The organism is Pseudomonas sp. SJZ103, assembly GCF_007828335.1.
Classification (GTDB): Bacteria; Pseudomonadota; Gammaproteobacteria; order Pseudomonadales; family Pseudomonadaceae; genus Aquipseudomonas.
The window spans coordinates 19,585-34,773 of sequence record NZ_VIUN01000008.1; the positions used below are offsets into that span (position 1 = coordinate 19,585).

Genomic DNA, 15,189 nt, shown 5'->3' on the forward strand with positions numbered 1-15,189 from the left:
CTGAATCCAGCAGGGTAGAGCCTTTAACTTGCTTCAGGCCGCAAAATCAGCACCCCCAACGGCGGCAGATTCAACGACAGCGACACCGGTTGCCCATGGCGTGGCTCATCCTCGGTGAACACGCCACCGCCATTGCCATAATTGGAACCCGCGTAGGTATCGGCGTCACTGTTGATCACCTCGCTCCAACGCCCGCCGAACGGTACCCCCACCTTGTAGGCCTCACGGGGCACCGGGGTGAAATTGGCCACCACCAGCACCGGCTTGCCGTCCTTGCTCCAGCGCAGCCAGGCGTAGACGCTGTTGATCGCGTCGTCGCCGATCAGCCACTGGAAACCCTGGGGCGCATCGTCCTGCTCGTGCAGGGCCGGTTCTTCGCGATACAGGCGGTTCAAGTCACCCACCAGCTTTTGCACGCCTTTGTGCTCGGCGTACTGCAGCAAGTACCAGTCCAGTTGCTGATCGTGGTTCCACTCGCGCCACTGACCGAACTCGCAGCCCATGAACAGCAGCTTCTTACCCGGATGCATCCACATGAACGCCAGGTAGGCGCGCAGGTTGGCGAACTTCTGCCAGCGGTCGCCGGGCATCTTGTCGATCAGCGAGTGCTTGCCGTGCACCACTTCATCGTGGGAAATCGGCAGGATGAAACGCTCGGACCAGGCATACACCAGGCCGAAGCTCAGCTCGTTATGGTGGTGGGCGCGGTACACCGGATCCTGCTGGATGTAATGCAGCGAATCGTGCATCCAGCCCATGTTCCATTTGTAGTTGAAGCCCAGGCCGCCCTGTTGGGTGGGTTGGCTGACGCCGGGCCAGGCGGTGGACTCTTCGGCGATCACCAGCGCGCCGGGGGCTTCCAGCGCCACCACGTCGTTCAAGTGGCGCAGGAAGTCGATGGCTTCCAGGTTCTCGCGCCCGCCATGGCGGTTCGGCACCCATTCGCCGGCCTTGCGCGAATAGTCGCGGTACAGCATCGACGCCACGGCATCTACGCGCAGACCGTCAATGTGGAAGTGTTTGAGCCAATGCAGCGCCGAGGCCAGCATGAAACCGTGGACTTCAGTACGGCCCAGGTTGTAGATCAGCGTGTCCCAATCCTGATGGAAGCCTTCCAGCGGGTTGGCATATTCGTACAGCGCGGTGCCGTCGAATTGCGCCAGGCCGTGGGTATCGGTGGGAAAATGCGCCGGCACCCAATCGAGGATCACGCCGATATCGGCCTGGTGAAGTGCGTTGATGAAGTAGGCGAAATCTTCCGGCGAGCCAAAGCGCGCGGTCGGGGCGAACTGTGACAGCGCCTGGTAACCCCACGAACCGCCGAACGGGTGTTCCATGATCGGCATCAGTTCAACGTGGGTGAAGCCCAGTTGCTGCACATAGGGCACCAGTCGCTCCGCCAGCTCGCGCCAGTTGTATTGGCGCGCCACTTCGCCCGCCTCGTCCAGCTCGCACTGCCAGGAGCCCACATGCAACTCGTAGATCGACAGCGGCGCCGTGGCCTTCTGCCGCTCGACTCGCGATTGCATCCACTCGTGGTCCTGCCAGTCCACCTGCAATGGCGCGGCGACTTTCGAGGCGGTGTCGGGCGGCAACTGGGTCGCGAGCGCCATCGGGTCAGCCTTGAGCGGCAGAATGCCGTTGGCGCCGAGAATTTCATACTTGTAGGCGGCGCCAGGTTGCAGGCGTGGAATGAAGATTTCCCACACGCCCGACGGATGCCGCAGGCGCATCGGATGGCGGCGGCCGTCCCAGATATTGAAGTCACCCACCACCGAGACCCGGCGCGCATTCGGCGCCCACACGGCAAAGCGCACGCCGTCGACGCCATCGACGCTGGTCACCTGGGCACCCAGGCAACTGCTGAGGTCACGGTGATTGCCTTCGGCAAACAGGTAAAGGTCCATCTCCCCCAGTAACAGTTGCTGGAAGCTGTAAGGGTCTTCGGTGATCTGCTCACCGCCAGCCCACTGGATTTTCAGCACGTACGCCTGGCGAGTGTTGAACTGCCCGACGAACAGACCCGGCACCTGGGTCGCATCCAGGCTGCCGAGCTGTTCGCCGCCATCGCGGCTCAGCACCTGGACGCTCAAGGCTTCCGGCAGGAACGCGCGGATAAATTGCCCGCCCTGCTCGTCATCGTGTGGCCCGAGAATGGAAAACGGGTCGTGGTGCTCGGCGCGCACCAGCGCTTCGACGTCCTTGGACGCCGGCATGGCTGTCAACTTCGGTTGCAGCGGTTCTTTATTCGTAAAGCTCATGACGTCTCCCCACCGCGTGCAGTGTTCGATTTAGATGTAAGCCCGCTCAACAACCCGTGCAAGCCCTGTAGAGGCACCGGCAACCAGGTCGGGCGGTTTTCCGCTTCGTAAGCCACTTCATACGCGGCCTTCTCCAGGCTGAACAACGTCAGCGCGGCGTCCTGGCCCTTGGCATCCTGCCAGTCATGCGCCAGTGTAGACGCAGCGGCCTGATAAGCCTGGATAAATGCCTGGCGGGCCTCCTTGAGATAGCGATCCGTCACGCGTCTGCGCGCCTGGTCCGCTTCGGGCGAGTGGTCCACCCCTTGTACGTTCAAGGCCATGGCCGCCGCGTAATCAAAGGAGCGCAGCACACCACTCACATCTTTATACGGGCTGTGCTTGCCGCGCCGTTCATGCAGCGGCCGCGCCGGTTCGCCTTCAAAGTCGATCAGGTAGGCATCACCTTTGACCACCAGCACCTGGCCCAGGTGCAAGTCACCATGGACACGAATGCGCAGTCCGCCCAACGTGGCTTTCGCCAGGGCCTGGACATGCGCGCCGATGGCTTTTTTCTGGCCCAGCAATTCACTGACCAATGCCTGATCGGCAGGGTTCAATTGGCTTTGATGAAGCTTGAGCAATTGCAGGGCACGGTCGATCTGCGCCCCAACGTCCTTGGCCCAGGCCTGGGTGTCCCTGGCCGTGGTGAGCTCGGGCTTGAAGTCTTTGTTGGTGGTTTTGGCGCCCAGCACCCCGTGCATTTCACCCAGGCGCTGGCCGAGCAACCCGGCGAAGTCCGCCAGCTCGCCCAGGGCGTTGTAATGCTGTTCCTGTTCGGAGATGGCCTCGGCCAGTTCATCGCGAATGGCACGCTCCAGGTTGTTCTGGGTCCACGCCCAGGCGTCGCCCTGGTTGCTCAGGTAGCCCTGGGCAATCATCAGCAGGTTGTCCTGGCCTGCGGCATCATGGCGAATCACCGAGCCCATCAGCGGCGAGATATTCGGGTAACCCGCCTCCGTCAGGTAGGCGCTCATTTCCAGCTCCGGGTGCACCCCGGCGCTGACTTTGCGGATCAGCTTGAGCACCAGGCTCTCGCCCACCACCACCGAGCTGTTGGACTGCTCGGCAGACAAGTAGCGCACGGGCGACTCATCAGTCAGTTGCAGCTTGGCCAGGTGCGCCGTCGCTTCAAAACCCAGGTCGCCGTCCTGGCTGTTCAATACGGTGCCGGCCTGCAAGCCCTGGATCACCGCGCGAATAAAGTGCTCGAGGCTGAAGGCATCGGTCACCAACCCCACCTGACGCACGCGTCGCACGCGGGCCATGGCCAATTGCTGCGGCAAGGCACTGGTGAACTGGTCCTCGCCAAGGAAACCGAACGGCAACTGATAACGGCTCACCTGGCCACCGGCGGTGACCTCAAGTTCGCTGAGCAATACCGGGTGCTGCGGGTCGCCAAAGCGTACGCCGTAAGCGATGCGCACACTGTCGATGGCCGTGTCCTTGCCGGCAAACCAACGCCGCTTGGGCAGCCAGGCCGGGAGCGAAGTCTGCTCCAGGGTGCTGCGACATGGCTCATCGAGCAGCTCTTCCATGCGTTTCTTCAGGACCAGGGTGGTGAAGTCCGGCATGCTTTGCGCCGGTTCCACGTGCCAGCTGGGCATCTGGTTTTCCGCCGCCAGCACGAACCAATAGAAGCCATACGGCGCCAGGGTCAGCAGGAAATTCAGCTGGCCAATGGGCGGGAACGCATTGCCGCCGAGCATCTCGACCGGGACCATGCCGGCAAAGGCCGACAGGTCCAGTTCGGCGGCCTGGGCACTGCGCGAGACGTTGGCCACGCACAGGATGATCTCGGTACGCCCGTCTTCACCGGTGAATTCACGGGTATACGCCAGGATGCGACGGTTGCTCGGCGAGAGCATCTTCAGGCTGCCACGCCCAAACGCCTTGGACTGTTTGCGCACCGCCAGCATGCGGCGGGTCCAGTTCAGCAGCGAGTGCGGGTCCTGGGCCTGGGTTTCGACGTTGACCGACAGGTAACCATATTGCGGGTCCATGATCGGTGGCAGCACCAGGCTGGCCGGGTCGGCGCGGGAGAAACCGCCGTTGCGGTCGATGGACCACTGCATCGGCGTGCGCACCCCATCGCGGTCGCCGAGGTAGATGTTGTCGCCCATGCCGATTTCGTCGCCGTAATACAGGGTCGGCGTGCCGGGCATAGACAGCAGCAGGCTGTTGAGCAACTCGACCCGGCGGCGGTCACGCTCCATCAAGGGCGCCAGGCGCCGGCGAATACCCAGGTTGATGCGTGCACGGCGGTCAGCGGCGTAGTAGTTCCACAGGTAGTCACGCTCTTTGTCGGTGACCATTTCCAGGGTCAATTCATCGTGGTTGCGCAGGAAGATCGCCCATTGGCAATTGGCGGGGATTTCCGGGGTCTGGCGCAGGATATCGGTGATGGGGAAGCGATCCTCCTGGGCCAGCGCCATGTACATGCGCGGCATCAGCGGGAAGTGGAACGCCATGTGGCATTCATCGCCGTCATCGCCCTTGCGGTCACCGAAATACAGCTGCGTGTCTTCCGGCCATTGGTTGGCCTCGGCGAGCAGCATGCGGTCGGGGTAATGGGCGTCGATCTCGGCGCGGATCTGTTTGAGGACGTCGTGGGTCTCCGGCAGGTTTTCGTTGTTGGTGCCATCGCGCTCGATCAGGTACGGGATGGCGTCCAGGCGCAGGCCGTCGATGCCCATGTCCAGCCAATAGCGCATCACCGACAGCACGGCTTTCATTACCTGCGGGTTGTCGAAGTTGAGGTCCGGCTGGTGGGAATAGAAGCGGTGCCAGAAGTACTGGCCGGCGACCGGGTCCCAGGTCCAGTTGGACTTTTCGGTGTCGAGGAAAATGATGCGGGTACCGTCGTATTTCTGGTCGTCATCGGACCACACGTAGAAGTCCCGCGCCGCCGAGCCCGGCTTGGCCTTGCGCGCGCGCTGAAACCAGGGGTGCTGGTCGGAGGTGTGGTTGATCACCAACTCAGTGATGACCCGCAGCCCGCGCTTGTGGGCTTCGGCGATAAAGCGCCGGGCATCGGCCATGGTCCCGTAGTCGCTGTGCACGCCACGGTATTCGGCGATGTCGTAGCCGTCATCGCGGCGTGGCGAAGGGTAGAACGGCAACAGCCAGATGGTGTTCACGCCCAGGTCGGCGATGTAGTCGAGCTTGGCGATCAGGCCGGGAAAGTCACCGATACCGTCGTTGTTGGAGTCGAAATAGGATTTGACATGAACCTGGTAGATCACCGCGTCCTTGTACCAGAGCGGGTCTTTGATAAAGGTGGCAGCCTTGGGTTTCTTCGCCATTGGAGGCTCCTGAAATACTCGAAAAAGCTTGCAGACTGAACCGGGTCAATGTGGGAGGGGGCAAGCCCCCTCCCACATGTTTATCTTCACCAGGCTCAGGAGGTGCTGATGCGCCAGATCCCGAACGGCATCTGCGGCTCCAGCCGCGTCCACTGGGTCTTGCCATACCAGGTCCAGCGATGACCGTTCATCAGGTCTTCGCCCTGGGTTTGCGCATCGTCCGGCAGGCCCAGTTCCCACAATGGCAACTCGAAGTTGGCTTCCTGGGCATTGAACGGGTCGAGATTGACCGCCACCAGGATGAAGTTGCTGCCATCCTCGCTGCGCTTGCCGAAGTAGAGGATGTTGTCGTTCCAGGCGTTATAGAGTTTCAGGCCCAGGTGTGTCTGCAACGCCGGGTTCTGGCGGCGGATGCGGTTGAGCTGGGCGATTTCGGCGATGATGTTGCCGGGCGCGGTGAAGTCCCGAGGGCGGATCTCGTATTTCTCCGAGTCCAGGTATTCTTCCTTGCCGGGCACAGGTGCCGCTTCGCACAGTTCAAAGCCCGAATACATGCCCCACAGGCCTGAGCCCATGGTGGCCAGCGCCGCGCGGATCAAGAAACCCGGGCGGCCGGATTGGTGCAGGAAGCCTGGGTTGATATCCGGTGTATTGACGAAAAAATTCGGCCGGTAGCATTCGCGCCACGGCGACTCGTTCAATTGCGTCAGGTACTCACCCAACTCGGCCTTGCTGTTGCGCCAGGTGAAATAGGTATAGCTCTGGGAGTAACCGACCTTGCCCAGGCGCGCCATCATCGCCGGGGTGGTGAATGCTTCGGCGAGGAAGATCACCTCGGGATGCTTTGCCCGTACATCGGCGATCAGCCACTGCCAAAAGGGCAGTGGCTTGGTGTGGGGGTTGTCGACGCGAAAGGTCTTCACGCCCTCTTCCACCCAGCCGACCACGATGTCGCGCAGTTCAGTCCACAGGCCCGGGATCGCATCCGCCGCATAGAAGTCGACGTTGACGATGTCCTGATACTTCTTCGGTGGGTTCTCGGCGTATTTGATCGTGCCGTCCGGGCGCCAGTTGAACCAGCCCGGGTGCTCTTTGAGCCACGGGTGATCCTGGGAGCACTGGATGGCAAAATCCAGGGCGATCTCCAGGCCATGCTCGGCGGCGGCCTTGACCAGGCGGCGGAAGTCCTCGCGGCTGCCCAACTGCGGATGAATGGCTTCGTGGCCGCCCTCCTCGCTGCCGATGGCATACGGGCTGCCCGGATCATCGGGGCCTGCGGTCAGGGAATTGTTCTTGCCCTTGCGGTGGCTGCGGCCGATCGGGTGGATCGGCGGGAAGTACAGCACGTCGAAACCCATGTCATGAATCATCGGCAACCGCGCGTGCACGTCATTAAACGTACCGTGACGTGCAGGATCGTCGGTGATCGAGCGGGGAAACAGCTCGTACCAACTGGCAAACTGCGCCGCCTCGCGCTCCACATCAATCGGGTAGACGGTACTGATGCTCAAGTAGGCGCGGTGGTCGGCCTGGGTCATCAAGTGTGCACTGTCTTCGTGCAAAAACAGCGCGACCTGCTCGGTTTCCAGCAGGCCTGAGAGTTCGTGATGCAACAGCATCAGGCGGTCGCGCAGTTCGTTGTCGCTGCGTTCGGCGGCCTGCAGCACCAGGCTGCGGCCTTCCTGCAATTCCAGGCTGACCGGCACGCTGGCTTCATGCTTTTTACGCAGTTCGTAACAGAAGCTGGCGAAGGTATCGATCCAGGCCTCGATGCAGTATTCGTGAGGGCCTTGGACGGTGACGGTAAACCCACCTTCCCAGCCATTGTTGCCCACGTCGTTCATGACCACGCTGTGCCAGCTTTCTTCATGCAGGGGGCGCCAGCGGATCAATACGGCCAGCTTGTCGTGGCCGTCGGCGAATACCTTGCTGGTGACGTTGACCCGCTGGCCCACTACCGCCTTGACGGCAAATTCGCCGCCGTCGATCACGGGTGAGGTGCTTTCGATCGCGATCCTGGGCAGCATCAGCGCCTGGGACAGCGGCAATATGGAGTCTTCTGTAGCCAGTGTTTCAGCAGTCATCGAGCATCTTCCCCTTACGCCCTGTGGACGCTCTTTGCTTGATCCAAATTCTGATACGGCAGCGCTCTCCCTGAGCAGGGCCGCTATAGGTCCGAGCTTGGGCCGAGGTTAAAAGTTCAGCTGGATGTAACTCCATCGGGCGGGGGAATCAATTGGCCCCTGCGAATGTCCACCGCTAGAGCAAAGCACAAAGGAGGCCACACCGATGAATATCCCGATCCCCGCGGAAACCCCAGACCCGAATATCGACAACCCGACCCTGCCGCCTACCGAGCCGCAACCGATTCCCGAGAAAGAACCGCCGGAAAATGAGCCGCCGCCGGTGGAGGAACCGCCGACAACCATGCCGCCGGTGATCGTCAGTCCTTTTCAAACTGCTTGACGATTTTTGGCATCACACTGAACACCGCCAACGCCAGTAAGGTACTCAGCACCGCTGTCGATTCCCGACCCAATCCGGCCGAGACCCCAATCGCAGCGGTCATCCACAAACCGGCGGCCGTAGTCAGGCCCTTCACATGCCCCTCGTCATCATCCTTGCCCTTGATGATGGTGCCGGCGCCCAGGAAACCAATCCCGGCAATCACGCCCTGCACCACGCGGCTCATGGCATCTGCCTGATTGCCGGACATCTGCGGCACCAGCACAAATAATGCGGCGCCCATTGCGACCAGCATATGGGTGCGCACACCGGCAGCCTTGCCCTTGTGCTCGCGCTCAAACCCGAGGATGCCCCCCAACAGCGCCGCGATCAGCAGGCGAACGGTAATTTGAGTGAGCTGTTTTGCGTCGCCCAGGTCGGCGAATTCGGCCTGCAGGGTTTGCCACACTTCATGCCACCAAGCGTCCATGAACACTGTCCTTTGTCTTTATTGATAAAGAATGGACAGCCGCGACCGCCAGTCAGTTGCCTTGAACCCACGCACATTGCCGACCCCTAACCTTCATAGCCCACGAAAAAGGAGATCGGCATGCCCCTACGTATCGAAAACCAACTGTGCTACTTCATGCTTGATGACAACGGCCAGGAACAGAGTGTGCCGGCGACAAGGGTCAATATCGTTACCGACACCGACAAATCCATGTCTTACGTGGAACTGGCAGCTGAGCGGATCTATATCACCGAAGCCGAGGCCGACGCCCTGACGGTGGCAGGTGCCCACGATGGCCGCCAACATGTAAAGACTGAAGAACCTGGTTCGCTGATTTAATTGATCTGTATCAGTACTGCTTCGACAGGGCTGCACCCCTTCAGCCACGGGGTGCAGCACATTGACGCAGGCGCCTGTAAAAAACCCATCTGATCCGCTTTTTATCGACACACCTGAGTCTGTTATGCAAACAGACCGGCGCCCATAGTTCATCGGCCTGATGGAGGCTGATGAGCGAACGACATGAGCGAACGAATCCCAACCGTGGAAACCTTTGAGCCGATGCACCCAAAGAAGGTGAAGGCCAAATCCAGCGACAACCTGATCCATACCCGCAGTTTCACCGGCCTGTTCCGCACCTTGCGCGTGGGCGGCGCGGGCTTTCTGTTCCTGGCGTTCTTCGGCACCGTGTGGCTGAACTGGGGTGGAAGGCAAGCCGTGCTGTGGGACTTGGCCGAAAGCAAATTTCATATTTTTGGCGCCACCTTCTGGCCCCAGGACTTCATCCTGTTATCGGCTTTGCTGATCATCTGCGCCTTCGGCCTGTTTGCGATCACGGTGTTCGCCGGTCGCGTGTGGTGTGGCTACACCTGCCCGCAAAGCTCGTTTACCTGGCTGTTCATGTGGTGCGAAAAGGTCACCGAGGGCGAGCGCAACCAGCGCATCAAGCTGCAAGCGGCGCCCTGGAACCTGAACAAGCTCGCGCGGCGCTCGGCCAAACACACGTTGTGGCTGAGCATCAGCGTGCTCACCGGGCTGACCTTTGTCGGCTACTTCACGCCGATCCGCCCACTGACCGCCGAACTGCTGACCTGGCAAATGGGTGGCGTGAGTCTGTTCTGGGTGCTGTTTTTCACCGGTGCTACCTACATCAACGCCGGTTGGCTGCGCGAAGCGGTGTGCATGCACATGTGTCCGTATGCGCGATTCCAGAGCGTGATGTTCGATAAAGACACGCTGACTATTTCCTACGACAGCGCCCGTGGCGAGCATCGCGGCCCGCGTAAACGCGAGGTCACGCCGGCCGATGTCGGCCTCGGCGACTGCATTGATTGCCAGCTGTGCGTCCAGGTCTGCCCCACCGGCATCGACATTCGCGACGGCCTGCAAATGGAATGCATCGGCTGTGCGGCGTGCATCGACGCCTGTGATTCGATCATGGACAAGATGGGCTATGCCCGTGGTCTGGTGAGCTACACCAGCGAGCATCAATTGCAAGGCGGCAAGACCCATCTGCTCAGGCCACGCCTGATCGGCTACAGTGCCGTGTTGCTGGTGATGATTGCCGCGCTGGTGGTGGCACTGGTGGAGCGGCCAATGGTCTCGCTGGACGTGACCAAGGACCGTGGCATGTTCCGCGAGAACGCCCAGGGTCAGATCGAAAACATCTACAGCCTCAAGGTCATTAACAAGACCCAGCAGCGCCAGGAATACCGCCTGGAACTGGTGGATGCCGAAGACTTCCAGTTGCAGGGCAAGACCGAGATCAGCCTGGCGCCTGGTGAAATCAGTGACGTTCCGGTCTCGGTGGCGTTGCTGGCCGACAAGCCGGCGAGCAGTTCGCAGACGTTGCGGTTCAAGGTGACAGACGTGGATGCACCGAGCATTTACAGCCTTGCCGATAGCCGATTCGTGGCGCCGCTCAACCGCTGAGACCTCGGTATCGAAAAATGATGAAGGTCACATGTGGGAGAGGCAAGCCCCCTCCCACAGTGGGATCTCCACTCATACAAAACATCTGTTTAAGGCCAAAATGAAACGCTACGAAAAATTCGCCGACGACATCGCAGAACTGATCCGCTCCGGCGTGCTCGGCCCCGGCCAGCGTGTGCCCTCGGTGCGCTATGCCAGCCAGACCTATGGCGTCAGCCCGTCCACGGTGTTCCAGGCCTACTACCTGTTGGAGCGGCGCGGGTTGATCCGTGCACGGCCGCGCTCCGGCTACTTCGTCAACACCCATGCCCCCAGCCCGTTCTCCGAGCCGGTGGTGAGCGAGCAGGTGCATGAGTCCACCGAAGTCGATGTCAGCGAGTTGGTGTTCTCAGTACTCGACTCAATCAAAGACCCCAATACCGTGCCCTTCGGCTCGGCCTTCCCCAGCCCCATGTTGTTCCCGTTGCCACGCCTGGCCCGTTCCCTGGCCAGTGCCAGCCGCGAAATGGACCCGCGCCTGGTGGTCACCGACATGTCGCCGGGCAACCCACAACTGCGCCGACAAATAGCCCTGCGCTATATGGTCGGCGGCCTGATGCTGCCCATGGAAGAACTGCTGATTACCAACGGCGCCCTGGAAGCGTTGAACCTGTGCCTGCAAGCGGTCACCGAACCAGGCGACCTGGTGGCTATCGAGGCCCCGGCGTTCTACGCCTGCCTGCAAGTGCTGGAACGCCTGAAGCTCAAGGCGGTGGAAATCCCCGTACACCCGCGCGACGGCATTGACCTGGGTGCCCTGGCGCAAACCCTGGAGCGCTACCCGATCAAGGCCTGCTGGACCATGACCAGTTTCCAGAACCCCATGGGCGCGACGCTGCCGGAAGCGAAAAAACAGGCGCTGGTGGAACTGCTGCGTAGCCACCAGGTGCCGCTGATCGAGGACGATGTGTACGCCGAGTTGTACTACGGGCAGCAGGCCCCCAAACCGGCCAAAGCCTTCGACACTGAAGGCCTGGTGATGCACTGCGGTTCCTTCGCCAAGAGCCTCGCGCCGGGCTATCGCGTCGGCTGGGTGGCCGCTGGGCGCTATGCGCAGAAAGTCGAGCGCTTGAAGTTGATGACCTCGCTGTGCCCCTCGATGCCGGCACAAGCGGCGATTGCCGACTACCTGCAGCACGGCGGTTATGACCGGCATCTACGCAAGCTGCGTTATGCCCTGGAAGAACAGCAAAGCGCGATGCTGGCCGCCATCGCCCGCTACTTCCCGGCCCAGACGCGGGTGAGCCAACCGGCCGGCGGGTATTTCCTGTGGCTGGAATTGCCGGAGCAGACCGATTCGTTGAAGTTGTTCCAGATGGCGCTGGCGCAAGGCATCAGCATTGCACCCGGGCCGATTTTCTCGGCGACGCAACGCTTCAGAAACTGTATTCGCCTGAACTACGGCAGCCCATGGACCGAGGCCTCGGAGAAGGCGATGGAGACGTTGGGGCGGATTGTGCGGTCGTTTTAAGTTGTGGCGTTGCGCTTTCTGACGCTATCGGGGGCAAGCCCCCTCCCACATTTTGAGCTGTGAATACTCTCAAGTGTGGGAGAGGGCTTGCCCCCGATGGCGCCGGTGCAGGCACTGCGTCACTAGCGACCGCCACCCAAATCCAAAAAAGTCCCCGTGGCATACGACGCCTTGTCCGACAGCAACCAGATAATCGCTTCCGCGACTTCATCCGGTCGCCCCCCACGCGCCATGGGAATCCCGGACTCCAGCTTGCTGACCCGGTCCGGGTCGCCGCTCAGGGCGTGGAAGTCGGTGAAGATGTAGCCGGGGCGTACCGCGTTGACGCGAATGCCCTCGCCGGCCACTTCTTTGGACAGGCCCAGGGTGAAGGTGTCGAGCGCACCCTTGGATGCGGCGTAGTCGACGTATTCACCCGGCGAACCCAGGCGCGCGGCCACCGAAGACACGTTGACGATACTGCCGCCCTGCCCGCCATGCTTGGGCGACATGCGCAGCACCGCGTGCTTGGCACACAGGATCGGGCCGAGCACATTGGTCTTGAGGATATTCAGGATGCGGAACTCGGACATCTCGTCCACCCGCGACTTGTGCCCCACGGTGCCGGCGTTGTTCACCAATGCCGTGACGCGGCCCAGCTCGGCGTCGACACGGTGGAACAATGCAATCACTTCATCTTCGATGCTGACATCCGCGCGCACCGCAATGGCCTGGGCACCCAGGCCGCGTACCCGTTCCAGGACGCTATGGGCGGCTTTTTCGTCGGAGTGGTAGTTGATGCAGATGCGATAGCCCTCGCGCGCCGCCAGCAAGGCCGTTTCGGCGCCAATGCCGCGACTGCCCCCAGTGATGATGACAACTTTGTCCATGCGTGCGGTCTCCTGATCGAAGCGGGTGTACGGGGTGGATCCAATACTAACCGTCACGCAAGGCTTTTGTCAGGCATCGCTGCGTCTTCGGCGCGCTGGATATCGGCCATGAAGCTGTCCGCCGGCAGCGGGTGGCCGAGCAGGTAACCTTGCAGGGAGTTGCAGCCCAGCCGCGTGAGGAAGCTCTGCTGCACATTCGTCTCCACCCCTTCAGCGACAATCCGCAGCCCCAGGGCCTGGCCGAGGGCAACGATGGCCGAGACGATGGCCGCGTCGTCGCTGTCGTGCTCCAGGTCACGCACAAACCCACGGTCGATCTTCAGCTCGTTGGCGGGCAGGCGCTTGAGGTACATCAGGCTCGAATAGCCGGTACCGAAGTCGTCGATGGACAGGTCCACGCCCATGTCCGACAGCTGCTGCAACACCGTCATGCTTGCATCAGCATCGCTCATGGCGGTGGTCTCGGTGATTTCCAGGGTCAGGCTGTTAGCCGGCAACCGGTGCCGGGCAAGTGCGCCGGCGACGCTGTTGACCAACCCGGCGTGGCAGAACTGCAACGCCGACAAGTTCACCGCGATACGCCAGTGCTCATAACCCTGGGCGTACCATACGCTCATTTGGCGACAGGCCTCATTGAGCACCCATTCGCCGATGGGGATGATCAAGCCGGTTTTTTCCGCCAACTCGATAAAAGTGGCCGGCAACAACAGGCCTTGTTGTGGATGCTCCCAGCGCACCAGCGCTTCAGCCCCCACCGGGATGCCACTGAGCGCATCAAACTTGGGCTGGTAGTACAGACGAAATTGCTCTTGCTCAAGGGCATTGCGCAGGTCTTGCAGCAACTGCAATTGCTTGCGCGCATTGGTGTTCATCGACACATCAAAAAAGCTGTAGCCGTTCTTGCCCATGCCCTTGGCGTGGTACATGGCGGCGTCGGCGTTCATCAACAGCTCCTGAGGGTTGTTACCGTTGCCCGGGAACATCGCGATGCCGAGGCTGGCGGAAATTTTCAACTCATGCTCGGCCACCTGGAACGCGCGGTTGATCAGCATCACCTGGCGTTCGGCGAGGCCAAGGGCATCGTCGGACTGCGTCAACTGCACCAGCAAGACAAACTCGTCACCACCGATACGCGCCAGGGTGTCATGGCTGCGCAGGTCTTCGCGCAGGCGCAGGCCGACTTCGCGCAACAACTGGTCACCCATGTGATGACCAAAAGCATCGTTGACCGGCTTGAAGCCGTCCAGGTCGATAAACATCAAGGCGAAGCAACCGCCCTGCTCTTTTACCGCTTCAATGGCCTGTTGAATGCGATCCGCCAACAACGTGCGGTTGGGCAGGCCTGTGAGCATGTCGTGCAGGGCCAAGTGAGTCAGTTCCTGGTTGGCCAGGGACAAGGAGTCGGCGAGCACGGCGGTGCGTGCTTCCAGACGGGCATCGAGCAACGAGGTGAGCAATGCAATCGCCAGCACCGCCAGTGTCGTGACCAATACCAGGTTATCCAGGCCCTTGCCGCTCAAGCCGTCCAATGCCGCACCGCAGAAGCTTTCATCGGCAAAACGTGCCGCCGCCATACCGGTGTAATGCATGCCGACAATGGCGAACCCCATCACCATCGACGCCCCGCCTCGGGCCAGGCGCACAAACGGGGTATTACGGCGCAGGTTAAATGCGATCCACAATGCGGCACCGGAAGCCGCCACCGCGATCAGTAACGAAGCGCCGAACAACGTGGGGTCGTAATCGATACCCGGGGTCATGCGCATCGCGGCCATGCCGGTGTAGTGCATGCTGGCAATACCGCTGCCCATGACCAGCGCGCCGAACGCCAGTTGCCAGGCGGGCAAACGGGCTTGGCTGACCAGCCATAACGCAAAGCCGCTGGACAGCACCGCGATCAACAACGACAGGCCGGTGATACCCACGTCAAAGCCCAGCGCGAACGGCAAGCGCAACGCCAGCATGCCAATGAAGTGCATGGACCACACCCCCACGCCCATCGCCAGGGCACCGCCGGCTATCCATAAATAAACAGCGCGCCCTTTGGCCGTCGCGATGCGGCCGCTGAGGTCCAGCGCGGTGTAGGAAGCCAAGATCGCGACAAACAGGGAGATCACGACCAACGAGGGTGAATAACTACCGATGAGCATGGGACTTCTCGTGGGCATCGGACCTGAAACGCCCGTGCCAAGTGGCAAAGCGCGCGATTGTAGCGAGAATAATTATTGGATAGTTGATTAATTATCAGAAGGCCATTAATGGCAATTTGACGCCAATCTACTGGCTCGAAGACCCACATGATTTAGGGCCATGGCTC

10 protein-coding genes are annotated in these 15,189 nt (G+C 61.2%); 4 read left to right on the forward strand and 6 right to left on the reverse strand.

Annotated elements, in window-relative coordinates; genetic code table 11:
* Window positions 1-23: 23 nt before the first annotated feature.
* The 3 genes from glgB to FBY10_RS17965 form a co-directional block, all read right to left on the reverse strand.
* Entirely contained in the window at window positions 24-2,261 is a 2,238-nt protein-coding gene (gene glgB, locus FBY10_RS17955) for a 1,4-alpha-glucan branching protein GlgB (protein ID WP_131696548.1), read from the reverse strand.
* Window positions 2,258-5,605, reverse strand: a complete 3,348-nt coding sequence (gene treS, locus FBY10_RS17960) for a maltose alpha-D-glucosyltransferase (RefSeq protein ID WP_145337327.1) — start codon at window positions 5,603-5,605, stop codon at window positions 2,258-2,260. The genes glgB and treS overlap by 4 nt, the downstream gene beginning before the upstream one ends.
* A 95-nt stretch (window positions 5,606-5,700) precedes the next feature.
* The gene (locus FBY10_RS17965; protein ID WP_145337326.1) at window positions 5,701-7,689 is read right to left on the reverse strand and encodes an alpha-1,4-glucan--maltose-1-phosphate maltosyltransferase; all 1,989 of its coding nucleotides are present in this window, start codon (window positions 7,687-7,689) and stop codon (window positions 5,701-5,703) included.
* Window positions 7,690-7,894: 205 nt separating this feature from the next.
* Between FBY10_RS17965 and FBY10_RS31515 the strand changes: the two genes are divergently transcribed.
* The gene (locus FBY10_RS31515) at window positions 7,895-8,071 is read left to right on the forward strand and encodes a hypothetical protein (RefSeq protein WP_167655506.1); all 177 of its coding nucleotides are present in this window, start codon (window positions 7,895-7,897) and stop codon (window positions 8,069-8,071) included.
* On the opposite strand, the gene FBY10_RS17970 is transcribed toward FBY10_RS31515, so the two are convergent.
* On the reverse strand, window positions 8,049-8,540 hold the full coding sequence (locus tag FBY10_RS17970; RefSeq protein WP_131696551.1) for an MgtC/SapB family protein: 492 nt from the start codon (window positions 8,538-8,540) through the stop codon (window positions 8,049-8,051). The genes FBY10_RS31515 and FBY10_RS17970 overlap by 23 nt on opposite strands.
* Before the next feature lie 120 nt (window positions 8,541-8,660).
* Here FBY10_RS17970 and FBY10_RS17975 point away from each other — a divergent pair, with 120 nt between their 5' ends.
* The 3 genes from FBY10_RS17975 (at window position 8,661) to mapR (ending at window position 12,003) form a co-directional block, all read left to right on the forward strand.
* Window positions 8,661-8,900: a DUF3203 family protein gene (locus FBY10_RS17975; RefSeq protein WP_145337325.1), complete on the forward strand. Its 240-nt coding sequence runs from the start codon at window positions 8,661-8,663 to the stop codon at window positions 8,898-8,900.
* A 183-nt stretch (window positions 8,901-9,083) separates the two neighbouring features.
* A complete protein-coding gene (gene ccoG, locus FBY10_RS17980) occupies window positions 9,084-10,493 on the forward strand; it encodes a cytochrome c oxidase accessory protein CcoG (RefSeq protein WP_131696553.1) in 1,410 nt (469 codons plus the stop codon).
* Between the two features lie 100 nt (window positions 10,494-10,593).
* Window positions 10,594-12,003: a GntR family transcriptional regulator MpaR gene (gene mapR / locus FBY10_RS17985; protein WP_027606390.1), complete on the forward strand. Its 1,410-nt coding sequence runs from the start codon at window positions 10,594-10,596 to the stop codon at window positions 12,001-12,003.
* Between the two features lie 122 nt (window positions 12,004-12,125).
* Here the strand turns inward: mapR and FBY10_RS17990 are convergent, their stop codons facing one another.
* Window positions 12,126-12,872 (reverse strand): SDR family oxidoreductase, encoded by a 747-nt coding sequence (locus tag FBY10_RS17990; RefSeq protein WP_131696554.1) that lies wholly within the window; start codon window positions 12,870-12,872, stop codon window positions 12,126-12,128.
* A gap of 53 nt (window positions 12,873-12,925) precedes the next feature.
* Window positions 12,926-15,022, reverse strand: coding sequence for a bifunctional diguanylate cyclase/phosphodiesterase (locus FBY10_RS17995; protein WP_145337324.1), 2,097 nt, complete (start codon window positions 15,020-15,022; stop codon window positions 12,926-12,928).
* Between the last annotated feature and the right edge of the window lie 167 nt (window positions 15,023-15,189).